Raw genomic sequence first — 26,063 nt, forward strand, 5'->3', positions numbered from 1 at the left:
CGCAAACGCACAGCGCCTTCCGTGATGCGGTTTCACACTGCAGCTTGTGGCAACGACGACTGTCCGCCGCCCACAGACTCAAGGGAAATCTCATCATGAACAGCAAGCAACTCCTCGCCATTTCCGCCGCCGCCTTCGCCCTGCTGGGCACCGTGGGCGCGGCCCACGCCGAAACGTATGAAGGCGTGCACGCCATCACCTCGGCCGCCAGCCGCGCCGACGTGCGCACCGAAGCCGTCGCCGCTGCGCGCAACGGCAACGAATACTCCGACGCCGCCGCCGAAGGCACCGTCGCCGTGACCTCCACGCTCGACCGCCAGGCCGTGCGCGACCAGGCCGTGGCTGCTGCCCACAACCCGCTGCAAAGCCTGGACCGCCGCGCCTTCTACCGCGACGAAGTGCCCGCCGCCTACAAGAAGCCGGCCGTGAGCTTCACGCGCCAGGCCGGCCTGTAATCACGACGCCACCTGCACCCGCGCCGCGCGCGGGCCGGTGGCCTCGGTGATCGTGAAGCGCACCGGCAGGAAGCGCTCGATCACCGCGCAGTTCGTGCGCGTGTGCGGCGTCACTTCACTGCAGGTGAACGCGCCCGAGTGCCCCGGTTGCCGGAACACCGCCAGCGCCAGCAGCAGCGCCAGCTGATCGGCCAGGTGCGGCCCCACGGCCGCGTCCTCGTGCTTCTGGAACGCGCGCACCTCTTTCACGAGGCCGTGCGCCACCTGCTCCGCGCTCAGCGTCTTCTCGCCGAAGGCCGTGAACACCTCGGTGAGGTGCGCGTAGGCCAGCGTCACCAGCAGCGCATTGCCCGGACCTTCGTTCTGGCGCGTCGGCACCGTGCGCAGCTGCTCGGCCTGCGCCGACCAGCCCATCGCCGCCCCCACCGTTTCGAGTTCGCGCGCCGCCACATGGCGCGGCAGGCCGGGCGCCAGGCACTCCGCATGGCCCGCCAGCAGATGGCCACGCGACAGCAGGTCGAAGGCCTGCAGCCGCGCGCCGTCCGCTGCCGGCACGATCGTCGCGTCCACCTCGCCACCACCGGCCGGATAAAAGCCGCAGCGGCGCAGCACGAGCTGCAGGTCGCCGCCGAGGCGACGCACCAGCGGCGCGAACGCGCGCTCCAGAAAGTGGAACGGCGGCGCCATCGGGTTGTGCGTGCCACCGCTCAGCCGCAGCCGGCTCACCTGGCCCGCGGGTTGCAGCAGCAGCGGCGGCAGCACCGTCTGCAGCACCAGCATGCAGCTGCCCGCACCGGCGATCGCAAAACGGTAGTCGCCCGCGCGCACCGGCCCCGGCACGAAGCGCAGCGACTGCGAACCCAGCTCGGCACCCTCGACCTGCGCGCCGCTGATCTGCGCCGCCGCGTGCACGCACGCCAGGTGCTGGCGCATCAGGCCCGGCTTGGCCCGGCCCGCGCGAATCTTCGCGATGGTCAGCGGCCGGCCCGTGACCATCGACAGCGCGAGGCCGGTGCGCAGGATCTGGCCGCCGCCTTCGCCTTGGGAGCCGTCGAGTTCGACGGCATCGAGTGCTCGTTGTTCTTCTTGTGCTTCCGTCATCGGGAAAGTCTTTCTCTCTTGTTCAGTCGTTTGTCGTTGTTCTTGTTCGAGGCGTTCCGAGCCGGCATGCGCGACAGCGCACCGCCGTGCTGTGGATGCTGCCGAGCGCCACCTCGTACCACCACTTCTGCTGCTTGGCCGTCCACACCTCTTGCGCGCCGCAATCGCGGCAGGTGAACGCCTTGTCGACGTAGAAGGTGGGCAACGGGCCGTAGGTGTTGTTGTGCGCGGCCAGCAAGGCCGTGTCGGCCGCAACCATGCCTTCGGCGCGCAGCAAGCGTGCATCGGCCTGGCGCTGCTGCAATGCCACGGCACGCGCGGCGCGTTCGAGGCGGTGCGCCTTGATTTCGGCGCGGCGTTGCTTGTTGCTTTTCATGATCGCAATGTTCTTCAAATAATCCGAAAGGCACGCAGGTGGAGCTCCATCTCACTCGGGAAGCCATAGGGCAGAAGAGCGCGTGGACTTTCCTCGGACAGCAGTTCTTTTCTTCGGTTCCAGAAAGCAGCCACGGCCGCCTTCTGCGTTTCCTTTGGAGGCACGTAGCAATTGGCCATCGCCTTGCACCAGGACTCGACTTCAATGGTCACGGCATGGCAGAGATCGTTGGAAAGTTTCCCTCTCTCCATGAGTGCCATGACAAACAGCAAGCGATCCCAGGGCGATCCGGACCTGAGCATTGCCATGACTTCCGGTGCGACCTCCTGACGTTCCAGACCCATGCGCATCAGCGCATCCGGGCGAGGCAGCGATGCGCCGCGCCGGATGTGCTCGACCGCGAGGCGACGTACCTTCGGTGAAGCGTCCGCCAGGATCTCCATCAACTCCTTGTCGACCTCTTCGTCTTTCGCGGCACAGAGCACGAGCCATCGGGCAAGGCGCCGCAGCGGCACCACCTTCGACGCCTGCAACCCACGGGCATACCCCGTCGCGCGCGAGTCCTGAAGCAAGTGCAGCACGTTAAGGGCGGCCGTCTTTCGCGCGTCGACTTGGGGGAGTTCCAAGATCTCCGCCGCCCGACTGGCGAACTCCTCCCTGCTCACAGCCGACGAATTCACGACCAGCGAACGCACGACCGCGCTCGTGTCGAAGCACATGGACCGGGCAAACCGCGGCACATCGAAGTCTTTCTCGCCCAGAAGCACCCGGGTGGCCGCTGCCCGCACACGCGGCAGGCATGCACGGGAAGCGCTCTCGAAAAACTTGCGCCTGTCCGCCGACGACTGCAGCCGGTCTGCCGCGTTGAGGCAGAGCTGCGCCGTCGGTGGGTCGCGCGAGAGCGCACCTTGTGTCAGCAGCGCCAGAAGCACTGGACCCGCGCTCGCCCGCTGGAGACGCAGCGTGAAGATCCAACGCCGCATGGCATCGTCGAGCACCGGCGCCTGACGCTCCAGCTCGTCGGTGTTGCGCGCAAGAAAATCCTCGATGGCGGCTCGCAGCGCGCGCAGGTCGGTCCTGCGGATGCGATAAGCGAAGGCCAGTTCCGGCAAGGCATGCGCCCAATGGCCGATGAACTCGTCGCGCATGAAGGAGGCGAGGCCTTTCTTTGCAGCCTCGCCCACCCCCGGCACCCAGTCGTCGATACACACAAGCAGGATGGCGATGGCCCGCGGGTCCTGACGCCGCACCAGTTCGGCCACGACGGCTTCGCGCTGATAGCCGTCATAGGAACGTGCAAGCTCTTTCAACTCGCTGAATGCGAGCGCACTCGCATCCAGCGTCGGCACCGCCGCGGTTCTACTTTTCCACCATGTCATCGCAATGTCCTTTTCTCGGCGCCTGGAACTTGCGCCGCCTCCCTTTGCCAGGGCGATGATCGCACCTGGCTCTACCCCTTCACACACACCACCTGCTTGAGCGTGTAAACCACCTCCACCAGGTCCTTCTGCGCCTCCATCACCGCGTCGATGTCCTTGTAGGCCATCGGGATCTCGTCGATCACGTCGGCGTCCTTGCGGCATTCGACGCCTTCGGTCGCGGCGATCTGGTCGGCGACGGTGAAGAGCTTCTTGGCCTTCGTCCGGCTCATCTTCCGGCCCGCGCCGTGGCTGCAGCTCATGAAGCTCTCGGGGTTGCCCTTGCCGCGCACGATGTAGCTCTTGGCGCCCATGCTGCCGGGAATGATCCCCAGCTCGCCGAGCTTCGCGCTCACCGCGCCCTTGCGGGTCACGAGCACGTCTTGCCCGAAGTGCGTTTCGCGGCTCACGTAGTTGTGGTGGCAGTTCACCGCTTCCACGTGTGCCTCGAAAGGCTTGGTGATGACCTTGCGCGCGGCCGCGACCACGCGCTGCATCATCACTTCGCGGTTCGCCCGTGCGAACTTCTGGGCCCAGCCCACCGCGCGCACGTAGTCGCCGAAGTACTGGGCGCCTTCCTCGAAGTACGCCAGGTCCTGATCGGGCAGGTTGCGCTGGTGCAGTTCGGCATCCTTCTTCGCGAGTTCGATGAAGTGCGTACCGATGGCATTGCCCACGCCACGCGAACCCGAGTGCAGCATGAACCACACGGCGCCCGCCTCATCGAGGCACACCTCGATGAAGTGGTTGCCGGTACCCAGCGTTCCCAGGTGCTTGTGGTTGTTCGTGTTCCTGATGCGCGGGTAGTCCTCGCAGATGGCATCGAACTCATCCACCAGCTTCGCCCAGGCGGCATCGGTTTCATCGGGGGGCGTTTCCCACGAACCCTTGTCACGGCCCATTCGCTTGGGGTTGCTTCCGTGCGGCACGGCCTTCTCGATCGCCGAACGCAGCGGGCCCAGGTTGTCGGGCAGGTCGCGTGCATTGAGCGTGGTCTTGCAGGCCATCATTCCGCAGCCGATGTCCACGCCGACGGCGGCGGGGATGATGGCCTTGAAGGTCGGGATCACCGAACCCACGGTCGCGCCGATGCCGTAGTGCACGTCGGGCATGGCCGCGATGTGCTTGAACACGATGGGCAGGCGCGCGGCGTTCTCAAGCTGCTTCTGCGCTTCGTCTTCCACGGGCACACCGTTCGTCCACATCTTCACGGGGACGCCGTTGGCCACTTCGTGCAGCTTGTAGTTCGTCTTCGTTTCCATAATTTCTTTCGTTTTCTTCTTCAATCGGCAATCAAATCAAACACCGAATCGAGTATTTCCTTGGGACCCATTCCTGCACTGCACCCGCAAGCGGAGTGCTGTTCGATCGTCGACATGTCCAAGGCCAGCATCTTCTTGGCAAAGAGATCGCGATGATGTGCATCCAAAAGCCATGACTTCATGGTTTCGCGAAATACGGGCCGGTCGTCGGCAAAGGCATTCTCAATTTCCCGAGCCTTCCAAAAGTCCCAGTAGCCGGCATTGGCGTAGTGCAACGTTGCACCGGGACTCTCTGCTTCTAGCCAATGCGCCAGCAAGGGTTCCAATCCGATGCCACCCAGATGGAACATCAGCAGGATGTCAAAGGCATTGCCTCCCATGAAGTGGTTGGATGCCTGTTCTTGCCAATGGTGCCGCCGCAGTCCTTCGGAAAAGAACACCAATGCGAATGCATCGATGACCGCACGCTCCTGCACTGAAAATGTTCCCGCCTCGCAGCGTCCCAGACGGTCCAGATAAAGCTCCGTCGAGTGGTGCAGCTCGGCGCCCTGACTCAACAAGTCGAACATTCGCGGCAAGAAGTACTTGATTTCGTTACCGGGCTGCACTTCGCTTTTGGCAGAAGTGTTGTACTCATAAAAGTGTCTGGCGGTGAGTTGCAACAACGGCAGGCAACGCATCTCTTTCTCCAGCGCGTCGTCCATGCAACAGGAGATGCAGACGTCCAGCATGTGACTTGGCGCCCGGTACTTCTTGAACACGGCGTAGGCCTGCTCTACCGCTTGGCTCATCGCAAATGAAGGCTTCAACAGTTTTTCGTTCATTTTTTCCCTGCTCCAACTTCAAGATGGTGGACACGGCGGGATTCGAACCCGCATCAATACGGCGACCATGGTGTTTGAGTCCGATGGCCCAGTCGACGATTGGAAACGCGCGCCAGTGACAGACCCGTCATCGGAGCCAGCACCTGCATCCTCAACCTTGCTCGTCGACCGACTTGCCCGCCGTACCTGGTCTTACCCAGGCTGCCGGCAATTTCAAACATTTTTGGCAGTGGCGCTCCCTTCTGTGCCTGCGTGCCCGTGTCTCTCTCTTTTCTCTACCGCTCAGGACCCGTTCGGCCGCAGCGTCACGAGTCCGTTGAGCACCTGGTCCAGGCCGCCGACCACCGAGATCTTGTCGATGCGCTCGGCCACGCGTTCCAGCGTCTCGAGTTCCTTCATCCGCAAGGCGACGGGGTTGCCCTCCATCACCTTGGCGGTGTTCAGCAGCGAGCGCGTGGCCGCGGTTTCCTCGCGGCGACGGATCACGTTGGCCTGGGCCGACTTCTCGGCCTCCACCACCTGCGCGAGGATGGTCTTCATCTCGCCCGGCAGGATGATGTCCTTCACGCCCACGCTCTCCAGCACCAGGCCCGAACCCTCGAGCCGCTCACGCACCTGCGCCAGCACCGTCTGGTCGATGGCCGACTTGTTCTCCAGCAGCGCGTCGAGCGTCTGCTCGCCCACCGCCGCGCGCAGACCGAACTGCAGCTCGCGGTACACATGCTCGGCCGGCTTGGGCATCTGCGCCAGGGCCTGCCGCACATCGGCGAAACGCCACACCGCCGACAGGTTCAGCCGCAGCCCCACCTTGTCGCGGGTCAGGATTTCCTGGCCGCTCACTTCGGCGATCTGCGAGCGCAGGTCCACGCTGGTCACGGCCACCTGCCGGTTGAAGCGCCAGAAGCCGTGGTTGCCCGGCGGCAGCAGCGCCTGCATCTGGCCTTCGAGGGTCAGCACGCCGGCGTGGAACTCGGGCACCTGCACCAGCAGCACGCCTTCGAGCCCCTGCACCGCACGCGGACGCAGCGCCACGCTCTGCAGCTTGGCCAGCAGCTCGGCCGGCAGGCGTGCATCGGCGGCCACGTCGATCACGTCGACGCGCTGCTCGCGCAGGCCGCGCCAGTAGAGCTTGCGGGTGGCGGGCGGCAGCACCTGCACCAGCACGCCGTCTTCATGGCGCAGGCCGACCTCGGTCTCGCCCAGCGACACCTGCACGAACTCGCGCTGCACCAGCTGCGGCTCGCGCGCCAGGAAGTAGTCGGCCAGCTCGTGCTCGAAGGCCGGCTCGGCCAGCGAGAAACGTTCGAGCTGCACGGTGTCGAAGCCCGTGAACACACGGTGCTTGCCGGCGGTGTACAGGCCCTCGAAATCGCCGTTGCGCAGCAGCAGCACGCGTTCGTTCTTCTTGACGGTGAATTGGGTGAATCCCAGCATTTTTTCTTCCTCTCTCTTCTTCTTCGTTGCGGTTGTCGTTCGTCGTTCGTCTGTGTTTCGTATCGGGGCCCACGAAGGGCAGGCGGCGGGCACCGTGGCTTGCGAGGTCAGCAACGCAGCGGTCGACGGGTCGGTGCGATGGCGCCGCCTTTCGAGCTGCGCCATCGCCTCCTTCTGCGTCGATGGCTGCATGCGGTTCCTTGCAGAACGCGCGATGCGCAAGCCGCCTGCACTGGCACGGTGTCGCTCGGCCGAGCCCTGCCCTGCGCCTCGCTCCGGTGTGCCGGGGCGGTGGGGCTTTCGCCCCCATCAAAGCGGCGGTGCGAACACCGCCGAAGGTTGTTTGCGGGAATCGAACCCGCCACGCCGCGTGGTTAGCACGGTGCTCCACCATGAGCAGACTGAAACAAGTCCAGTGACCAGCACAGTTCAACAGCGGCATACCGCGGACCCAAGAACAGGTCTGGCCTGCGGCACCGGGCCGCTTTCATGCGGCACCTGGGAGCGGATGAACTGCATCCGGACAGACTCTCTATTGCAGCGAGCGTGCCAGCTTGCGCGCACGGCGCCTGGAAACGCGGCGACGGCGATGCAAGTCATTGACCGGCAAGGGAAATTTCTTCTTCGCCCTGTGTGACACGGCGCCGATCCCTTGCTAGCATTCAGATAATTTCTAGAAATTCAGCTAGTCTTTTATCCATGAAGCCCATCGTCGTCATCGGTTTCCTCGGCACCCAGCTCGATGCCGGCCAGGGCGCGGGCCGCTGGCACAAGTGGCGCCCCACGGTCTCGCTCGCGCAGCACGACGACATGGTGGTGGCGCGCATCGAGCTGCTGCACACGCGCAAGCACACGGCGCTGGCCGAGCTGGTGAAGGCCGACATCGCCGCCGTGTCGCCCGAGACCACGGTCAACCTCGTGCCCTTCGACCTCGAAGACCCATGGGACTTCGGCGAGGTCTACACGCGCCTGTACGACTGGGCGCGCGCCTACCCCTTCCAGCCCGAGCGCGAGCAGTACTGGACGCACATCACCACGGGCACGCACGTGGCGCAGATCTGCATGTTCCTGCTGTCCGAATCGCGCGTGGTGCCGGGCGTGCTGGCCCAGACCTCGCCGCCGCGCAAGCAGCGCCAGGGCGACGCCGGCAAGGTCGCGCTGATCGACCTCGACCTGTCGCGCTACGACCCGATTGCGCGCCGCTTCGACGCCGACCAGCGCGACGCGGTCGCCTTTTTGAAGAGCGGCATCGCCACGCGCAACGCGCGCTTCAACGCGCTCATCGACGAGATCGAGCGTGTGGCCGTGCGCTCGCGCGCGCCGATCCTGCTGGTGGGGCCGACGGGCGCGGGCAAGTCGTTCCTGGCGCGCCGCATGTTCGAGCTGAAGCAGGCGCGCCACCAGGTGACGGGGTCGTTCGTCGAAGTGAACTGCGCCACGCTGCGCGGCGACGGCGCGGCGTCCACGCTGTTCGGCCACAAGAAGGGCTCGTTCACCGGCGCAGCGAGCGACCGCGCGGGGCTGCTGCGCACCGCGCACCAGGGCGCGCTGTTCCTCGACGAGATCGGCGAGCTCGGCCTCGACGAACAGGCGATGCTGCTCAAGGCCATCGAGGAAAAGCGCTTCTTCCCCGTGGGCGCCGACAAGGAAGTGGAGAGCGACTTCCAGCTCATCGCCGGCACCCACCGCGACCTGCGCCGCGACGTGGCGCAGGGGCGCTTTCGCGAAGACCTGTTCGCGCGCATCAACCTCTGGACCTACGACCTGCCCGGCCTCGCGCAGCGGCCCGAGGACATCGAGCCCAACCTCGACCACCTGCTGGCCCTGCACGCGGCCGAGAACCACCGCGTGGTGCGCTTCAACGCCGAGGCGCGCACGGCCTACCTGCGCTTTGCGCAGAGCAGCGAGGCAATCTGGCGCGGCAACTTCCGCGACCTGTCGGCCAGCGTGACGCGGCTTGCCACGCTGGCCGATGGCGGGCGCATCGCCGTCGCGCTGGTCGAGGCGGAGATCGCGCGGCTGCGCTGGCTGTGGAAGCACGAAGGCACGGGCGCTTCAGTGGCGACGGACGACGAGGTCGACCTGGAAGCACTGCTCGGCGAAGAGAAGTTCGCCGCGCTCGATCTCTTCGACCGCCTGCAGCTCGAAGCGGTGGTGCGCGTGTGCCGGCCGGCGCGCAGCCTGTCGGAGGCGGGGCGTCAGCTGTTCCAGGCCTCGCGGACGCAGCGCAGCGTGGTCAACGATGCGGACCGGCTGCGCAAGTACCTGGCCAAGATGGGGCTGGACTGGGCGCGCGTTTCAGCCGATGCGCGCCCCTGAGGGCGTGGGCTATCCTCCGCCCGATGCCCATCTCCGCATTCGCCGTGAAGGTTCCCGCGGCTGAAACCATCGCCGCAGACCTTCGCCGCCGCTTCGATCCCACCGTGGCACTCGGCGTGCCCGCGCACATCACGCTGCTCGTGCCCTTCATGGACCCGGCGTTGATCACCGACGAGGTGCTCGCCCGCGCGCGGCGGGTGCTGCAACGCACGGTGCCGTTCTCGTTCGTGCTCGGCAAGGTCGGGCGCTTTCCCGAGACGGCCTACCTCGCACCGGAGCCCGCTGCGCCGTTCATCGAGATGACGCGTGCGCTGGTGAAAGAGTTTCCCGACTTCCCGCCGTACGACGGCTTGCATGACGACATCATTCCGCATCTGTCGGTGGCGCATGGCAACGCGCTGCATGCGGAAGAAGCGGCCATCGAATTGCAGGCGCGGCTGCTTGCGTCGGGGCCGGTGCAGGCGCGCTGCACGGAGGTCGTGCTCATCGAGAACGCGTCGGGGCGCTGGATGGACATGCATGTCTTCCCCCTCACCGCCCCCGCGACGATCCTTCGCCCATGACCGAGATCTACATCAGCACCGACGTCGAAACCGACGGCCCCATTCCCGGCCCGCACTCGATGCTCAGCTTCGGCTCGGCCGCCTACACGGCCGACAAGCAGCTCGTTTCTACGTTCAGCGCCAACCTGCACACGCTGCCCGGCGCCGAGGCCGACCCCAAGACGGCTGCCTGGTGGCAGACGCAGCCCGAAGCCTGGGCCGCGTGCCGCACCGACCTGCAAGACCCGACGCACGCCATGAAGAACTACGTCGCGTGGCTCAAGGGGCTGAAGGCGCGGCCGGTGTTCGTGGCGTACCCGGCGGGCTTCGACTTCCTGTTCGTCTACTGGTACCTGATGCGCTTCGCGGGCGAGAGCCCGTTCAGCCATTCGGCGCTCGACATGAAGAGCTTTGCGATGGCCCTGCTGAAGATCGGCTACCGCGACAGCACCAAGCGCGCGATGCCGCGCCGCTGGTTCGATGCCGGGTTGCCGCACACGCACGTGGCGCTGGACGACGCCATCGAGCAAGGCGCCCTCTTTTGCAACATGCTCGCCGAAAGCCGGCGGGCCGGCGGACCGCAGGCATGACGACCACCACCGCCGCACCTGCTCGCCGCTGGTGGATGCCGCTCGCCGCGCTGCCGCTCTTGCTGCTCGGCGGCTGCGTGCAGTCGATGTTCTATTACCCCGACCGCGTGCGCTACGAAACGCCCGATGCGCTGGGCCTGCACTACGAGAACGTGCGCTTCACCAGCGCTGACGGCACGCGACTGAGCGGCTGGTTCATTCCCGCCGCGGGCCGGGCGGACCCGAAGGCGGCGAAGGGCACGGTGGTGCACTTCCACGGCAACGCGCAGAACATGAGCAGCCACTGGCGCTTCGTGGCGTGGCTGCCCGCGCAGGACTACAACGTCTTCGTGTTCGACTACCGCGGCTATGGCGAATCGGACGGCGAGCCCGAACCCCGCGGCGTGTTCGAGGATTCGAACGCCGCGCTCGACCATGTGCGCGCCCGCGCGGACGTCGATGCGTCGCGGCTGTTCGTCTTCGGGCAGAGCCTGGGCGGCACGAACGCGATCGCGGCCGTGGGCTCGGGCAACCGGGCCGGCGTGAAGGCGGTGGCGATCGAGTCGACCTTCTATTCGTACCGCTCGATCGCCAACGACAAGCTGCCGGGCGCCGGCCTGCTGGTGCGCGACGACTACGGGGCCTCGAAGTTCGTCGCGGCCATCGCGCCGATCCCGCTGCTGCTGATCCACGGCACGGCCGATGCGGTGATTCCGCACCACCACTCGCAGCGCCTGCTGGCCGATGCGAAAGAACCCAAGCAGCTGATCGAGGTGCCGGGCGCCGGCCACCTCGAACCGATGGCGGCGCCGCGCTTCGGCACCACCTACCGGCAAGCCCTCACCACCTTCTTCGACAGCGCCCCGGCGCTGCCTTCCCGCCCATGAAACACTTCGACGAAGCCGCCACCGCCGCACCCCTGGGTTTCGAGCAGCTGGTGCCCGCGTTGCGCGCCGCCTTCGCGGCCGAGGCGCAGGTGCCGCCGCGCCACGTGCACAGCATCGAGACCGGCGGCGACGCGGCCACGCGCGGCACGGTGCTGATCATGCCGGCGTGGAGCGACGCGGGCTTCCTGGGCATCAAGACGATCAACATCTTTCCGGGCAACGGCGCGCGCGGCCTGCCCGGGCTGCACGCGACCTACGTGCTGTACGACGCGCGCACCGGCGTGCCGCTGGCGATGATGGACGGCAACGAGATCACCGCGCGGCGCACGGCAGCCGCATCGGCGCTGGGCGCTTCGTTCCTGGCCCGCACCGACGCGCGCAAGCTGCTGGTGCTGGGCACCGGCCGCATCGCGCGCATGCTGCCCGCCGCGCACGCGAGCGTGCGACCCATCGACGAGGTGTGGGTGTGGAACCACCGGCCTGAGGGCGCCGAGGCGCTGGCCGAGCAATGGCGCAGTGAAGGATGGAACGCGCAGGCGGCCGGCACCGACCTCGAAGCGGCCGTGCGCGGTGCCGACATCGTGAGCTGCGCCACGCTGGCGACCACGCCGCTGGTGCGCGGCGAATGGCTGGCACCGGGCGCGCACCTGGACCTGATCGGCAGCTTCACGCCCGCGATGCGCGAGGCCGATGTGCGGTGCTTCGATGGCACCCGCACCTTCATCGACACGCCCGAGGCGCTGCAGAAGGCCGGTGACCTGCTCGACGCGATCGCCGCCGGCACGTTGCGCGCCGACGCGGTGCAGGGCACGCTCGCCGAGCTGTGCCGTGGCACGCGGCCCGGGCGCACGGGCGATGCCGAGCGCACGGTGTTCAAGGCCGTGGGCAGCGCGCTCGAAGACCTGAGCGCGGCCACGCTGGTGTGGCAGGCGCGCGCGAACCCCTGAGGCCCGCGCTACCCGCCACGGTCGCCATCAACGTCAGAACGTCACGTTCGCCGACAGCCAGATCGTGCGTCCGGCCGGCGTGGTGCCCGCCACCGATGCGCCGCCCTGGAAGTACTCGTTGACCCAGGCCGAGGTGCCGGCCAGGTTCACCTGCTGGAACTTGCGGAAGTCCTTGTTGAACAGGTTGTTGATGTTGGCGTTCAGGCGCACGTTCTTCGACACCTGGTAGGAGCCGCCCAGGTGGAACAGGTGGTAGGCCTTGATGTCACCCACCGCGCGGTAGATCGCGAGGTTGTTGCCCGTGAGGCGCGCGGGGTCGCCGGTGAAGCGCGGGCTCTTGCCGCGGTATTCGCCGCGCAGCCAGAAGCGCCACTTGGCGTCGGGGTTCCAGTCGAGCTGCGCGTGCAGCAGGTGGCGCGCGGTGTCGGCCAGCTTGCCATTCTTCACGCCGCCTTCGATCACTTCGCTGTCGGTCCAGGTGTAGCCCGCCTTCAGGCCCCAGGCCTTGGTGAGCTGCACGCGGCTGCTCAGCTCCATGCCCCAGGTCTTGGCCTGGTCGACGTTGACCGAGTAGTTGGCGGTGGGGTCGACGATGCAGCTGGAGATGCGCGCCACGCTGCAGTCGCCACCGCTGGCGATCTTGTCCTTCACCTTGTTGTGGAACAGGGTCGCCGAGGCGGTCAGGCCCTTCTGGTTGTTGAACAGCGCCGACAGCTCGGTGCTGGTGCTGGTCTCGGGCTTGAGGTTCGGGTTGCCGATGTTGAGCGTGGCGCCCTGGCCGCTCACGCCGCTGATGCCGTCGATCAGCTGGTTCAGGCGCGGCGCACGAAAGCCCTTGCTGACGCCGCCCTTGAAGGTCCACTGCGGCGTGGCGTCCCAGACCAGATAGCCGCGCGGGCTCACGTGGCCACCGAAGGCGCTGTGGTGGTCATAGCGCCCGCCCAGCGTGGCGGTGAGGCCGGGCGCGAGGCGCCATTCGTCTTCGGCGAACAGCGCCCACATGGTCTGGCTCTGCGAGCGCGGCAGCAGGCCGTCGACCAGCTTGGCATCCCACCACTGGCCACCGACGGTGAGCACGTGGGCATCGCCCACCGGGGCGACGAGCTTGCTGTCGAGCACGAGGTTGGTGGTCTTGAGTTCGCGCGCGCGGCCGCGGTCGGCTTCGTTCAGCCAGTACACGGTGCGGCGGGCCGCGGCATTGCGCGGAATGGCGCCGCCGGGAATCGTGCGGCCGACGGTTTCGGTGGTGGTGTACATCAGGCTGCTTTCCACCGTGCCGAAGCCCAGGCGCCCGGTGTGGCCGATGGCGACCTGGTCGCGGTTGAAGCGCAGCGCGTCCAGGTAGCCGGGCGGGTTGTTGCCGGTGCGGTTGGGCGCGGCGGCGTCGCGCGTGCCCAGGCGCCCGTCTTCGTTGTCGTACCAGCTGCGGCCCGATTCGACGTCGAGCCAGATGTCGTGCTGGCGGTTGGGCGTGAGCATCAGGCGCCCGCCCACGCTGTGCTGGCGGCTCTCGGCGGGCGCCGGGTTGCGCGCCGTCGCGGGCTGCGCCTGGCCGGGGGCCAGCACCCAGTCGGCGGCTTCGCGGCGGTAGATGTTGCCGCGCAGGGTCAGGCCCAGCAGGTCGGTCGCGACGGGGCCGCTCAGGTAGACGCTGGAGCGCGTCTGCGAACCCCATTCGCTGTCCTGCGGAATGCCGGTTTCCATCGTGACCTGGCCGCCCCATTCGCGCGCCACCTTGCGCGTGATGATGTTGACCACGCCGCCCATGGCGTCGGAGCCGTACAGCGTGGACATCGGGCCGCGGATGACCTCGATGCGCTCGATGGCCGCCAGCGGCGGCATGAAGCTGGTGTGCGCGGCGCCGAAGCCGTTGGGCGTCACGTCGCCGGCCACGTTCTGGCGGCGGCCGTCGATGAGGATCAGCGTGTAGTCGCTGGGCATGCCGCGGATCGAGATGTCCAGGCCCCCGGTCTTGCCGGTCGAGCCACCCACGTCGATGCCTTCGACGTTCTGCAGCGCCTCGGCCAGGTCGCGGAACTGGCGCGTTTCCAGCTCCTGGCGCGTGATCACCGAAATGGAAGCGGGCGCGTCCTTGAGTTCCTGCTCGAAGCCGGTCGCGCTGACGACGACCTCGCGCAGTTGTTGTTCAGCGGGCGTCTGGGCGAACAGGGCGGGAGAAAAAAGAGATGCGGCGGCCAGCGCCAGCACCGACGGACGCGGCCGACGGCCGCAACGCGAAAACAACATGCAAAAACTCCACGGGAAACGGCAGGAAAAACAGGGCCGCTCTCGGGATGCGTTGTTGTTGCGTACCAACTGATCAGCATCAATTCTATTGAGAATGAAAACAAATATTATTTGCATCCAGAACCAACGAAGGGACATTGCGAGAGGCCGATGGCGCTTCGTGTAGGCCCTGCTTCCGGCCACTGTGACAAACCCCATGTCAGCCGAAAGTTCATCTTGAATTCGAGGGCGGATACGTCATCTGGCGAATGGCAGCCCGCGAAGGGCGCTGTTACTCTGGAACAAGAAAAAAGAGAGGTCCGCCATGCTCACCATCCTTCAGAAAGCCGTGATCCTCGGGAAGGCCGGCGTCGACGTACCGGCCCGTCCGATCGACGACCTGTCGACGCCGATGGCCACCGGCTCGCCGGTCAAGGCGGAAGGCGTGTCGCAGAAGGCGCACGAGTGGGCGCGGGCCGTCGAGACCCTGTACGTCAGCTACGTTGCGGCGCGCGCCGCGAAGAGCCTGCGCGACGCCGAAGAGGCGCGGCAGTCGGCCATGCTGCGGCAACTGTCGGCCGCGGTGCAGGCCTGAGCACCATGGGACTGTTCGATTTCCTGAAGAAGAAAAAGCAGCCGGAAGTAGAAATGCCGTCGACGCTCGAGGCCGGCATGGCCTCGCAGGCGGAAGACTTCATCGGCGCCTTCTCGCAACCCGGCGCGCCCATCGACAGCGCGGCGCTCGACTACTCCGAAGCCTCGCTGGCCCTGGTCGACCAGGTGCTGGAAGACTTCTTCCAGCAGCAGGCGCCCTTGCCCGACGACCTGCACTTCCTGGCCTCGGCCTACGTGTTCGAAACCGCACGCCGCGAGTTCGGCGGACGCTACCTGCGCGGCGACGACGACAACCCCTTCGTTCTCGTGATCGGCCCCGACAGCGCACAGGTCGGTGTCTGCGCGATGGCCAAGGTGCGCGGGCGCGCCGTCAACGGGCCGGAAGACAGCCTGGCGTTCTTCTACGCCGGCATCGCGCCCGTGGTGCAACGCGGCGTGAGCGCCACGCTGGTCTGACACAGCGGCAGCAGCGGGCGCCTCACGGCCCGCTGCCGCCCCCTGCCACCTCCCCTTCAATCGAACTGTGTCGCGACCTGCCGCTGCGTGCCCAACCCTTCGATGCCCAGCGTGACGACATCGCCACTCTTCAGGTAGACCGGCGGCTTGAACCCCATGCCCACGCCGGGCGGGGTTCCGGTGGAAATGATGTCCCCCGGGCGCAGGCTCATGAACTGCGAGAGGTACGCGATCAGGTAGCGCACGCCGTAGACCATGGTGGCCGTGGAGCCGCTCTGGCGCCGCACGCCGTTGACCTCCAGCCACATGTCCAGCTGCTGCGGGTCGGGCACTTCATCGGGCGTCACGAGCCAGGGCCCGATCGGTCCGAAGGTGTCGGCCGACTTGCCCTTGGTCCACTGGCCCTGGCGCTCGGTTTGAAACGCGCGCTCCGACACGTCGTTGATCAGGCAGTACCCCGCAACGTGGTCCATCGCATCCGCTTCGCTGACGTACTTCGCGGTCTTGCCGATCACCACGCCCAGTTCCACCTCCCAATCGGTCTTGGTGGAGCCGCGCGGAATCTCGAGCACGTCGTTCGGTCCGCCGATCGCCGAGGTGGCCTTCAAAAAAACGATGGGCTCGGGCGGCACCGTGGCGCCCGTCTCGGCCGCGTGGTCCGAGTAGTTGAGCCCGATGCAGATGAACTTGCCCGAGCCGGCCACGCAGGCGCCGATCCGCGGGGAGCCTTCCACCAGCGGAAGGCTCTGCGGGTCCAGCGCGGCGAGGCGCGCCAGGCCGGCGGGTAACAGCACCTCGTGCGCGATGTCGTTCACGTGCATGGAGAGGTCGCGCAAGCGGCCTTCTGCGTCGAGCATCGCCGGCTTTTCCTGGCCGACGGCCCCGTAACGCAACAGCTTCATTCGTCATTCCTTGGTGGTTGATTGGCTGGCTATCTGGCGGCGCTGCTGCGTGCCTTGCCGAGCTCGGAGAACAGTTCCTGGGTCAGTGCCGGATCGATCTGTTTGACATGCTTGTCCGTGACCGGCGCGAGCTTCTCGCGCAGCCGCTCGCGTTCGGCGGCGGGGAACTCGGTCAACACCATGCCCTGGCCCTTCAGGAACTCGGCGGCCCTGGCGTTGACGTCGCGGTTGGCGGCGCGCTGGAAGGGCTGCGTCTCCCGGGCCGCATCGAGAAGGATCTTGCGTTCGTCTTCCGACAGCTGCTCCCACCGCTTCTTGCTGAACAGCAGCACGACAGGGTTGAACACGTGCCGCGTGTTGGAGCCGTACTTCTGGATCTCGTAGTACTTCGAGGCTTCCACCAGCGAGTACGGATTTTCCTGGCCGTCGACGGCCTTCTGCTCCAGCGCGGTGTAGACCTCGGGCAACGGCAGCGGCGACGGGTTGGCGCCCAGCGCGCGGAAGGCATCGATCATCACGGGGATCTGCATCACGCGCAGCTTCAGGCCCTGCAGGTCTTCCATCTTCGCCACCGGCCGCCGGCTGTTGGTGACGTTGCGAAAGCCGTGCTCGAAGTACGTGAGGCCGATCAGCCCCTTCTCGGGCAGCTTGTCCAGCAGCTTGCGGCCGACCGGGCCATCGAGCACGAAGTCGGCTTCCTTCTCGTTGTTGAACAGGAACGGCAGGTCGAACAGCGAGAACTCCCGGGCCATGCCCGAGAGCAGGCCCGGGATCGCCATCGTCATTTCCACCGTGCCGCCCTGCAGCGAGGCGATGACCGAGGCATCGCCGCCCAGCACGCCCGAAGGAAAGAGCTTCACCTTCATCTTGCCGCCGCTCTTTTTCTCGACGATCTCCGAGAAGCGCTGCGCCCCCATGCCCTGCGGATGCTCCTTCTGGTTCACGAAGGCGAACTTGAAGGTGCGCTCCTGGATGTTCTGCGCAGCGGCGAGGCCGGCCGCCAGGAACGCGCTCAGGACGAGGCAGGTGGCGGCCAGGCGATGCGGCAATTTCTTGGGCATGGGAATCTCGGTGAGAAGGTGTGGCGACCCGCGCGCGATCAGACCGCGACGCGTTCGAATTGGACGCTGCGACAGTCCATCTCGTACTCGAGGTCGACCACCGGCGGGCGGTTGTAGTGCCAGGTCAGCCCGTGCCGCGCCGCACCGCGCTTGACGATCTCGTCGGCAATGAAAGGATGGATGTCGTGCACCGTGTACAGCTGCGAGCCCGTGGTGCTGGCCCAGGTGAAGCCCAGCGACGCCAGGCGGCGTTCCATTTCGTCGAGCACCCACTGCGCCTTCTTCAGGATGGCGGGCGGCGAGGTGTCGCCCAGGCGCACGGCATGGTCGCGGTAGTGCCCCTTGCCTTCCGGCGCTTCGGCGCTGCCCGCCACCACGAACGACGCCGCCGCCCCGGCGTCGGGCACGGTGTAGCTGAAGGCATGGAACGAGGGCTCCGACGGCGGCGACAGCGCGGGGCACACGTTGCTTCGCGCCACCGGATTCAGGTCGCCGATGAAGATCCCCCATTCCTTCAAGGTGCCCACGTAGAGGTTGTTGAACTCGACGAAGCCCTGTTCGGTGAACGGTGCCGGGGACCGCAGTTCGCACGCGCAGAAGGCGGCCAGCGGACGCGAGGCCTCCTCCAGGATTTCCTTGATGCGACGAAAGCCCTGCTTCAGGGGCAGGGGCTCCAGGAAGCGCACGCGCTCGATGCGAAACCCAGGTTCGGCGGCCACGCCAGCCGAGTACTGCTGGACGCCCGGAATGAACCGATAGCCGCCTGGGAGGGAGAGTTGGAGTGCCGACACGTGATTTCCTTTTTGGAGAGCGAGAGAAAAAAGAGAGAACGGGCAGAAGAGCTCAGGGAATCTGGCTCCAGCGCTGGTTGGCCCCGCCATGGCAGGCGTAGGTGGACAGCGCCGTGCCCTGCGTGGTGGTCGAGCCGGGCACATCGAGGCACGCGCCGGAAGACACCCGGTTGCGCAGCGTCGCCCCGACCACGCTCCATTGCGTGGCCGCGCCCGCCGTGCACGCCAGCTGCACCACCGGGCCGCCGCCGGCGTTGGTGTTGCCCTGCGCCAGGCACAGGCCGCTGTGCTTCGCGACGAACTGGCTGTAGCCACCGCTGCTGTTGACGGTGAAGGTCTCGTTGGCACCGTTGCCGCAGGCCCACTGCACCACCGTGGCACCGCTGGCCGTCGAGCCGCCCGACACGTTGACGCACAGGTTGTTGACCTCCGAGCGGATGCGCGTGTCGATCGCCGGTGCGGTGTCGAACGACTTCACGTATTCGCCCAGTGCCAGCAGGTCGGCCGCCGGCAGGCTCGAGGCATTGCCGTGGCCGCCCGCGAGCACGTCCTGCAGCGTGGCCTTCTGGCCGTTGTGGAAGAAGCTCGGGTTGCTCCAGGTGCCGTAGAGCGTCGGGGTGTCGAAGCCCACGCCAGCCAGCGGCTGGTTGCTGCCCTTGCCCGACGAGAGCTGGATCGTGCCCACGTCGTGCCGCAGACCGTCGCGCAGGCTGCCGGCCGTGTGGCAGGTCGCGCACTGCGCCGTGTTGAACACGGTCTGGCCGCGCACCGCGTCCACGCTGAGGTTGCCGTCCGCCGCGCGGGCCGGGCTGCGCATGTACTTGTTCAGCGAGTTCAGGTAGGCCGCGAGATCGTCGAGCTGCGCATTGCGGCCGGCCTTCGGCACGCCGAGCGGGTCGCCCGTGGCCGAGAAGTCGGCGTTGGTCAGGAAGCCCGTGCCGCCGAACTCGTTGCGGATGTCGTGCTCGAAGTCCTGCACCTCGTCGAAGTTGGCGGTCCAGTGCAGCTTGCCGTGGCCCGTGCCGCGACGGCCCTGCAGGCTGATGGTGCGACGCAGGCCCTCGCCGCGCTGCGTGAAGTCCCACACCATGCCATCGTCGCTGCCATCGGCATGGCAACTCGCGCAGGACATGTAGTTGTTCATGCTCATGCGCCGGTCGGACGCGTTGTAGAACACCTGCTTGCCGCGCAGCGCCGCGGCGGCCATCGGCTCCTGCGCCACGGTGGTCACGTTCTGCAGGAAGGCCGGGGCCGCCGACTCCGAGGACAGCACCTGCGCCACGTCGTGCACCGACACCGAGCGCGCCAGGAAGTTGTTGACGTACAGGCGCTTGCGCGCCGCATCGAGGTACAGGCCGTGCGGCGCGCTGCTGGCGTTGATCTCGCCGCGCACCGAACGGTTGTAGGCATCGACGATGGCGATGCGGTTGCCTTCCATCTGCGCCACGAAGATGTAGTCGCCGGCCGGCGAGTACAGCGCGGCGCGCGCGGGGGCGCGGTCGTTGAAGTCGAGCTGTTCGCTGAACACTTCCGCGGCCGTCTGCAGGTTCACCTGCGACAGGATGGAGCGCACGGTCTTGTCGTGCTCCAGCGGCAGGCCGTCACGGAAGGTGCCGCGCACGATGTTGTCCTTCTTCGAAGGCAAGAGCGCACGCGCGCCGTCGGGCGAGATCACCACCTGGCTCAGGTAGTTGGGCACGCCGCGCGAGGCGGCCTCGGTGTCGACCGTGGTCGTGTCGACCGCCAGCGCGATCGGCGTGGCGGCGCTGAAGCTCTGCAGGTTCACCTTGTGCAGCTGCCCGCCCGTCATCTTCGACTTGAAGCGCGTCACGTAGGCCGACTGCGAACCCGCATCGACCGCGATGCCGCGCACGCTGCCTTCCAGGGAGAGCGTGCCGGTGGCGGCGCCGGTGGTCGGGTCGAAGCTGACCAGCGCCGACTTGCTTTCCAGCGTCAGCAGGCCCTTGGTGCCGTTGGGCGTGAAGACGACGCCGTACGGACCACTGCCATAGGCCAGCGGCACCGTCGTCGACAGCGTGCCGTCGGCGGCGTTGAGCGCCACCAGCTTGTCCTCGCCCTGCACCGTGACCCAGATGCGGCCGTCGGGGCCCACGGCCAGCGTCTTGGGCTCATCGCCCACGCGCACTTCCCAGCGCTTGGCGAAGGTCTGCGCGTCGATGGCGGCCACCGTGCCGCTGTCGGGGTTCACCGAATACACCGCGTTCGCATCGCCCGCGATGTTGGTCGTGTGCGTCGGCGCCGCCGCCGTGACGGGTGCGATCACCGTGAGGTTGTAGGTGTAGAAGGTCTCCTGGCCGTTCGCGGCCTTCACCGTCAGCGTCACCGTGTAGTGGCCGGGGCTGCTGTAGGTGTGCGTGACGCCGGGTTGCGAGGCGTACGCGCTCTGCGTGCCGTCGCCGAAGTTCCAGCGGAACTGCGCACCGGTGGCACCCAGCGTGGCCGGGTTGAAGTTCAGCTGGCCGTTGACGATCTTCGGTGCGCCCACGATGCCGGGATCGCCGATCACGGCCTGCGCCCGCAGCGCGGCCACGTCGGTGTCGCCGAGCACGCGGCCGTACACGCGCACTTCGGCCAGCGTGCCCTTGAAGAGTGCGACGTTGCCCTGGATCTGCCCCAGCAGCTGGAACTTGGTCGACAGGCCTTTGGTGCCGGTCGGGCCGGTCGACGTGGTCTTCACGCCATCCACGTACACCGCCTGCGCGCCCGAAGCTGCATCGCGCGTGAGCACGACGTGGTGCCAGTTGCCGTCGTTCACGGCGCTTTGCGAGCGCGTGCCCGCGTGGTCGCCCACCGACAGCTTGATGTTGCCGGTGCTGTCGAGCCAGCCCCAGAACACATCGTCCGTGCCCGGCGACTGGTCGCGTCCGAAGATGCCGGGCGCAGTCCACGAACTGGCACTGCCCGCCTGCGTGGTCTTCATGTAGAAGCTCAGCGAGGCCGTGCCGCCCAGCGTGGTGGACACGCTGTCGTTCTTCAGCTGCACGCCCGTGGTGCGGTTCGCGAAGTTCAGGCCGATGCTCTCGAACGCGTCGCCGGTGGCGGGCGTGCCGTTGTTGGCACTGATCTGGTCACCGAGGTTGCCGGTCAGCGCCCAGTGGTGCATCAGGTTGATGTCGTTGGCGTTGCCGGTGTTGAAGGTCGAGCGGTAGTCGGCCGCAATGGCGTTGCCCGCATAGTCCTTCAGGCCGTTGGCGGGCAGGAACACCTCGTAGGCGGTGCCCGGCTGCAGCGGCTGGGCGGGGTGGAAGTTGACGATGCCCAGCTGCACGCTGTAGGTGCCCGCCAGCGTGTTGCCGCCCACCGGGCGCACGATGAAGGTGTTGGCGTTCACGCTCTCCGGGCGGATGCTGTCGGTCATGCCCAGCCCGATGCGCGAGGTGAGGGCCTGCTGCTTCGCACCGTTCACGGGCGAGACCTGCTTCACTTCGGGCTTGGTGGTGTCGGGGTCCACCGCATGCACGATGAAGCCGCTGCCCGAGCCGTGGTCGTTGCCGACGTAGATCAGGTTGCCGAACGGCGACACCTGGCCGTGGTCGGAGCTCGAGAAATCGGGATGCGTCGTTGCGAACAGTCCGCCGCGCCCGACCTCGACGTGGTTGAGCGGGTTGCTCACATCGACCTTGTGGATGTAGTTCTGCGCGCCCTGGAACACGAAGTGGTCCTGCGTGCTGCAGTACAGCTGCTGGTTGATCACCAGCCGGTTGTCCTCGGCCACGAAGCGCGAGCGGTCGCTCAGGTCGTAGCCGTACATCTTGCCGCCGCTCTCCTGCGCCGAGGCGTAGACCTTCTTGCCGTCGAAGCAGGTGGAGTAGTAGCTGGCGGTGGACCCGGCAACGGTATCGAGCACCTTGGGATTCAGCGGATCCGAGATGTCCAGGCTGGCGAAGCCGCTGGTGTTGGTCATGGACGTCAGCACCATGTGGTTGCCCATGGTGAAGATCGGTCCCACGCGAAAGCCGCCGAGCTCGCCCGTCGGGATCGGGTTGGGCTTGCCGGCGCCGCGGTTCGCGAGCACTGCGTTCGCGGGGTCGGTGGCGTCGATGACGAAAACGCCCTGCTCCGCCGCCGCCACGTACAGGTAGGGCGCCTGCCACCACAGCTGCCAGCTCACGTTGTTGTAGTCGCCCTTGTTGACGTTGGGCAGCACCAGCTTCTTCACCTGCTTGACGTCGTTGATGTCGGTGAAGTCCCAGAACTCCACGCCGAAGACGCTGGGCACGGCGACGTACTGCTTGCCGCCGATGCTGGCGATGCCGATGGAATGCGGCTCCCTCAGTTCCTTGGTGCGGCCGTCCGGCTCGTAGATGCGCTTGACGAGCCGCAGGTTGCGCGGATCGGAGACGTCGTAGAGCAGGAAGCCGCCAGGGCCCAGGCCGCCGTCGGGCGTGAACGTCGTCAGAAAGTAGCCGTTGATCATGAGGCCCACGTTCTGGCCGTAGTGGTACTTGGTGTACCCGGCGGTGGGGTGCGTCACGCTGCCACCGGGGATCTTCGGCACGTCGGCGCCGGTGCCGGCGCCGACGCCGGTGTCGACCTCCTCCTTGATCATCGAGATGGGCTTGAACAGCTCGGCCTGCGTGTAGGTCAGGTTGCCCAGTCCGGGGCCCTGCAACGGCAAGGGATCGGCCACCAGGTCAGCGGCCGCGGAGGCCATGCCGGTGGCGGCCTTCCTGATCGTGTCCAGGGGGTTCACGCCGGTGATCGCCGCATGCGTCAACAACGCACAGCCGAAAAGAAAACCTACCGCAAGAACTTTCTTGGTGCTCATTTTCATCCTCGCAAATTCGATCGGACGCCATCTTTCGGTGGGAAAAGATTCGACCGGAATCTAGCAGCGGATGCGTGCGAGAACGGCATTGAATTTCGAAGGGAGGGTTCGAATATTTAGATCATTGCTCAGGGTAAATGGTGATGTTTTGGCATAGGTTGTGCTTCAAAGTTCGGGCCTGAAAAAAGTGAATTCATTGCCCACCGATCGCCCATGAAGGAACACCCCATGTCTCACGCCGGTCTTGTTGTCCAGCGCCTGCCCCGCCTGTCCAAGCGCAGCCTGCTGGGCGCTTCGCTGCTCGCGGTGCTGTGCACCACGCTGCCCCACCATGAAGCGCATGCGCAGGGCCCGCGCAACTTCGCCACGCTGGCGATGGTGGCCGAGCCGCAGACGCTCGACCCGATGGCCTCCACGGCCGATCTGGTCGGAACCATCATGCAGCACGTGTACGAGACGCTGTACACCTTCGACGCCAAGTGGAACGTGGTGCCGATGCTGGCCGAGACGATGCCCAAGATCTCCGCAGACGGCAAGACCTACGCCATCACGCTGCGCAAGGGCGTGGCGCTGCACAACGGGCGCGAGCTCACGGCCGACGACGTGGTCGCCAGCCTGCAGCGCTGGATGGACCAGTCGCCGCGCGGCAAGGCCGTAGGCAAGGAAATCGAGAGCCTCAAGGCCAAGGGCCCGCAGGGCGTGGAGATCGTGCTGAAGGCGCCGTATGCGCCGCTGCTGTCGCAACTGGCTTTGCCCAGCAATGGCACCGCCGCGATGATGGCCAAGGAATCGATGGCCTCGCCGCTGAAGGACTTCGTCGGCACCGGCCCCTACAAGTTCAAGGAGCGCCGCCCCGACCAGTTCGTGCTGCTCACGCGCTTCGACAAGTACGCCGCGCGCAAGGAGCCCGCGAGCGGCTATGGCGGCAAGCGTGAAGCCGCCATTGAAGAGCTGCGCTTCGTGCCCGTGCCCAACGCCAGCACCCGCGTCGAAGGCGCGCTGGCCGGCCAGTACGACTTTGCCGACCTGCTGCCGGTGGAAGCGCTGCCGCGCCTGGAGAAGGCCAGTGGCAAGACGCTGCCGATCATCACGCCCGCTTTCGGTTTTCCGCTGGTGGTCTTCAACACCAAGGAAGGCCCGCTCGCCAGCCAGGCCGTGCGCCAGGCCCTGCAGACGGCGATGGGCCAGGGCGAGATGCTCGCGGCCGGCTTCGGCGACACGCGCTTCTTCATCGCGGAAGCGAACCACTTCCCCAAGAGTTCGCCGTTCTACTCGGCGGCGGGCACCGACCAGTACAACCAGCGCAACGCCACCAAGGCCAAAGACGCCGCCGCCAAGGCCGGCTACAAGGGCGAGCCCATCCGCGTTCTGACCAGTCGCCAGTACGACTTCCACTACAACATGTCGCTCTTGATGGCCGAGCAGCTCAAGCGCGCCGGCTTCAAGGTCGACCTCAACGTGGTCGACTGGGCCACGCTCACCCAGCGCCGCAACGACCCGCGGCTGTGGGAAATCTTCATCACCCATTCGGGGCTGTTCCCCGAGCCCATGCTGTCGCCACCGCAACTGGGCGACGGTGCACCAGGCTGGTGGGACTCGCCTGCCAAGAAGGCCTCGCTCAGCGCCTTCAACACCGAGAGCGACCCGGCCAAGCGCGGCGCACTGTGGGGCAAGGTGCAGCAGGTGGTGTACGACGAGGTGCCGTACATCAGCGTCGGCAAGTTCAACGCGCTCTCGGCCAAGAGCCCGGCACTGGACAACTACCAACCCACGAACTGGCCCTTCTTCTGGAATGTGAAGATCAAGTAGGAGGCGCGCTTGTTCCGTTTCATTGCCTCGCGCTTCGCCGGCATGCTCATCGTGCTGGCGCTGGTGGCCGTGCTGGTCTTCGTGCTCACGCGCGCCGCCTCGGGCGACCCCATCTCCGTGCTGCTGGGCGACCAGGCCACCGCCGCCGACATCGCCCGCGTGCAGAAGGACTACGGGCTGGATAAACCCCTGCCCGTGCAGTTCGGCTACTGGCTGCGCGAAGTGCTGCAGGGCAACCTGGGCACCTCGATCTTCCTGCAGCGCCCAGTCACGCAGGCACTGTGGGAGCGCGCCGAGCCCACCACCTTGCTGGCGCTGCTGGCGGTGGCCATCGCCGCGCTCATCGGCGTGCCCTGCGGCATCGTCTCGGCCGTGTTCCGCGGCCGCGCGGTCGACCAGTTCTTCACCGGCATCGCGATGCTGGGTGCCAGCATCCCCAGCTTCTGGCTGGGCATCGTGCTGATCCAGATCTTCGCGGTGTCCTTCGGGTGGTTCCCGGTGTCGGGCTACGGCGCGCCCGATGCGCCCTTCGCCGAACGGCTGCATGCACTGGTGCTGCCGGCCACCGTGCTGGGCCTGCTGAACTCCGCGCTCATCATCCGCTTCACGCGCGCCTCGATGCTCGACGTGCTCGGCGAAGACTACGTGCGCACCGCACGTTCTAAAGGCCTGAGCGAGAGCACCGTCGTCTTGAAGCACGCGCTGCGCAACGCATTGGTGCCCATCGTCACGGTGATCGGCCTCACGGTCGCACTCATGATCGGCGGCGCCGTCATCACCGAGACCGTGTTCGGCCTGCCCGGCGTGGGCAACTTGGTGGTCAACGCCGTGCTGCGGCGCGACTACCCGGTCATCCAGGGGGCGCTGCTCGTGATTGCCGCGATCTACGTGCTCATCAATTTCTCGATCGACCTGCTGTATGCCGTCGTCGATCCGCGCGTGAAGGTCTGAACGATGCGCATGCCTCGAATGCTCCGCCAGCTGATGCACCGCCGCATCGTGATGGTGTCCGCCCTGGTGCTTCTGGTGATTGCCATCATGGCCATCGGCGCGCCGCTGGTTGCCTCGGCCGACCCCAACGACACAGCGGTGCTGCAGCGCCTGAAGGCGCCCAGTGCCGAACACCTGCTCGGAACCGACGAACTCGGGCGCGACATGTATTCGCGCATCGTGCACGGTGCCCGTTACTCGCTGGCCATTGCGGCGCTCACGGCCTTGGGCGCGGTGATCGCCGGCACCGTGCTGGGTTTGATGGCAGGCTTCTTCCGCCGCCTCGACGC

General features: G+C 66.7%; 22 protein-coding genes. 11 read left to right on the plus strand and 11 right to left on the minus strand.

The features are described 5' to 3' along the window. The first annotated feature begins 95 nt into the window (after positions 1 to 95). The gene (locus AC1RL8_RS16895) at positions 96 to 455 is read left to right on the plus strand and encodes an alpha/beta hydrolase (protein WP_307637548.1); all 360 of its coding nucleotides are present in this window, start codon (positions 96 to 98) and stop codon (positions 453 to 455) included. Here AC1RL8_RS16895 and rtcA read toward each other — a convergent pair whose 3' ends face one another. From rtcA to AC1RL8_RS16925, 6 genes are all read right to left on the minus strand, one after another. Further along, entirely contained in the window at positions 456 to 1,556 is a 1,101-nt protein-coding gene (gene rtcA / locus AC1RL8_RS16900) for an RNA 3'-terminal phosphate cyclase (protein WP_492684836.1), read from the minus strand. Positions 1,557 to 1,578: 22 nt separating this feature from the next. After that, complete coding sequence (locus AC1RL8_RS16905; RefSeq protein WP_062479873.1) at positions 1,579 to 1,932, minus strand: zinc-ribbon domain-containing protein; 354 nt, start codon at positions 1,930 to 1,932, stop codon at positions 1,579 to 1,581. Positions 1,933 to 1,946: 14 nt separating this feature from the next. Beyond that, entirely contained in the window at positions 1,947 to 3,311 is a 1,365-nt protein-coding gene (locus tag AC1RL8_RS16910) for a hypothetical protein (protein WP_492684837.1), read from the minus strand. Positions 3,312 to 3,382: 71 nt separating this feature from the next. Beyond that, positions 3,383 to 4,612 (minus strand): RtcB family protein, encoded by a 1,230-nt coding sequence (locus AC1RL8_RS16915; protein WP_492684838.1) that lies wholly within the window; start codon positions 4,610 to 4,612, stop codon positions 3,383 to 3,385. A 20-nt stretch (positions 4,613 to 4,632) separates the two neighbouring features. After that, complete coding sequence (locus AC1RL8_RS16920) at positions 4,633 to 5,436, minus strand: hypothetical protein (protein ID WP_492684839.1); 804 nt, start codon at positions 5,434 to 5,436, stop codon at positions 4,633 to 4,635. 282 nt (positions 5,437 to 5,718) lie between these two features. Next, positions 5,719 to 6,870 (minus strand): slipin family protein, encoded by a 1,152-nt coding sequence (locus tag AC1RL8_RS16925; protein ID WP_492684840.1) that lies wholly within the window; start codon positions 6,868 to 6,870, stop codon positions 5,719 to 5,721. Positions 6,871 to 7,569: 699 nt separating this feature from the next. On the opposite strand from AC1RL8_RS16925, the gene rtcR reads away from it, so the two are divergent. The 5 genes from rtcR to lhpI are packed head-to-tail and all read left to right on the plus strand — an operon-like array spanning position 7,570 to position 12,134. Continuing rightward, positions 7,570 to 9,189 (plus strand): RNA repair transcriptional activator RtcR, encoded by a 1,620-nt coding sequence (rtcR, locus tag AC1RL8_RS16930; RefSeq protein ID WP_492684841.1) that lies wholly within the window; start codon positions 7,570 to 7,572, stop codon positions 9,187 to 9,189. A gap of 23 nt (positions 9,190 to 9,212) precedes the next feature. Next, positions 9,213 to 9,752 (plus strand): 2'-5' RNA ligase family protein, encoded by a 540-nt coding sequence (locus tag AC1RL8_RS16935; RefSeq protein WP_492684842.1) that lies wholly within the window; start codon positions 9,213 to 9,215, stop codon positions 9,750 to 9,752. Beyond that, positions 9,749 to 10,321: a 3'-5' exonuclease family protein gene (locus AC1RL8_RS16940; RefSeq protein WP_159272961.1), complete on the plus strand. Its 573-nt coding sequence runs from the start codon at positions 9,749 to 9,751 to the stop codon at positions 10,319 to 10,321. The genes AC1RL8_RS16935 and AC1RL8_RS16940 overlap by 4 nt, the downstream gene beginning before the upstream one ends. Further along, a complete protein-coding gene (locus AC1RL8_RS16945; protein WP_492684843.1) occupies positions 10,318 to 11,187 on the plus strand; it encodes an alpha/beta hydrolase in 870 nt (289 codons plus the stop codon). Before AC1RL8_RS16940 ends, AC1RL8_RS16945 begins: the two co-directional genes overlap by 4 nt. Further along, positions 11,184 to 12,134 carry a bifunctional Delta(1)-pyrroline-2-carboxylate/Delta(1)-piperideine-2-carboxylate reductase gene (gene lhpI / locus AC1RL8_RS16950; protein WP_492684844.1) on the plus strand — a complete coding sequence of 317 codons (951 nt, stop codon included), beginning with the start codon at positions 11,184 to 11,186 and terminating at the stop codon, positions 12,132 to 12,134. The genes AC1RL8_RS16945 and lhpI overlap by 4 nt, the downstream gene beginning before the upstream one ends. A 33-nt stretch (positions 12,135 to 12,167) precedes the next feature. Here the strand turns inward: lhpI and AC1RL8_RS16955 are convergent, their stop codons facing one another. Beyond that, the gene (locus AC1RL8_RS16955; RefSeq protein WP_492684845.1) at positions 12,168 to 14,381 is read right to left on the minus strand and encodes a TonB-dependent receptor domain-containing protein; all 2,214 of its coding nucleotides are present in this window, start codon (positions 14,379 to 14,381) and stop codon (positions 12,168 to 12,170) included. 304 nt (positions 14,382 to 14,685) lie between these two features. Here AC1RL8_RS16955 and AC1RL8_RS16960 point away from each other — a divergent pair, with 304 nt between their 5' ends. After that, positions 14,686 to 14,955, plus strand: coding sequence for a hypothetical protein (locus AC1RL8_RS16960; protein ID WP_095746723.1), 270 nt, complete (start codon positions 14,686 to 14,688; stop codon positions 14,953 to 14,955). Positions 14,956 to 14,960: 5 nt separating this feature from the next. Then, on the plus strand, positions 14,961 to 15,431 hold the full coding sequence (locus tag AC1RL8_RS16965) for a hypothetical protein (protein ID WP_492684846.1): 471 nt from the start codon (positions 14,961 to 14,963) through the stop codon (positions 15,429 to 15,431). A gap of 56 nt (positions 15,432 to 15,487) precedes the next feature. On the opposite strand, the gene AC1RL8_RS16970 is transcribed toward AC1RL8_RS16965, so the two are convergent. The 4 genes from AC1RL8_RS16970 to AC1RL8_RS16985 are packed head-to-tail and all read right to left on the minus strand — an operon-like array spanning position 15,488 to position 22,974. After that, positions 15,488 to 16,333 (minus strand): fumarylacetoacetate hydrolase family protein, encoded by an 846-nt coding sequence (locus AC1RL8_RS16970; RefSeq protein WP_492684847.1) that lies wholly within the window; start codon positions 16,331 to 16,333, stop codon positions 15,488 to 15,490. A gap of 29 nt (positions 16,334 to 16,362) precedes the next feature. Beyond that, positions 16,363 to 17,394 carry a TRAP transporter substrate-binding protein gene (locus AC1RL8_RS16975; RefSeq protein ID WP_390348697.1) on the minus strand — a complete coding sequence of 344 codons (1,032 nt, stop codon included), beginning with the start codon at positions 17,392 to 17,394 and terminating at the stop codon, positions 16,363 to 16,365. Between the two features lie 38 nt (positions 17,395 to 17,432). Then, positions 17,433 to 18,185, minus strand: coding sequence for a 2-amino-5-chloromuconate deaminase CnbZ (cnbZ, locus tag AC1RL8_RS16980; protein ID WP_070061924.1), 753 nt, complete (start codon positions 18,183 to 18,185; stop codon positions 17,433 to 17,435). Positions 18,186 to 18,237: 52 nt separating this feature from the next. Beyond that, on the minus strand, positions 18,238 to 22,974 hold the full coding sequence (locus tag AC1RL8_RS16985; protein WP_492684848.1) for an Ig-like domain-containing protein: 4,737 nt from the start codon (positions 22,972 to 22,974) through the stop codon (positions 18,238 to 18,240). 228 nt (positions 22,975 to 23,202) lie between these two features. Here AC1RL8_RS16985 and AC1RL8_RS16990 point away from each other — a divergent pair, with 228 nt between their 5' ends. The 3 genes from AC1RL8_RS16990 to AC1RL8_RS17000 all read left to right on the plus strand — a co-directional run. Next, on the plus strand, positions 23,203 to 24,783 hold the full coding sequence (locus AC1RL8_RS16990; protein WP_492684849.1) for an ABC transporter substrate-binding protein: 1,581 nt from the start codon (positions 23,203 to 23,205) through the stop codon (positions 24,781 to 24,783). A 9-nt stretch (positions 24,784 to 24,792) separates the two neighbouring features. Further along, entirely contained in the window at positions 24,793 to 25,734 is a 942-nt protein-coding gene (locus AC1RL8_RS16995) for an ABC transporter permease (RefSeq protein ID WP_492684850.1), read from the plus strand. Between the two features lie 3 nt (positions 25,735 to 25,737). Beyond that, positions 25,738 to 26,063: ABC transporter permease (locus tag AC1RL8_RS17000; protein ID WP_492686131.1), on the plus strand; the 326-nt coding region annotated here is incomplete at its 3' end.

Source organism: Variovorax sp. GW822-FHT04E09, from assembly GCF_058800845.1.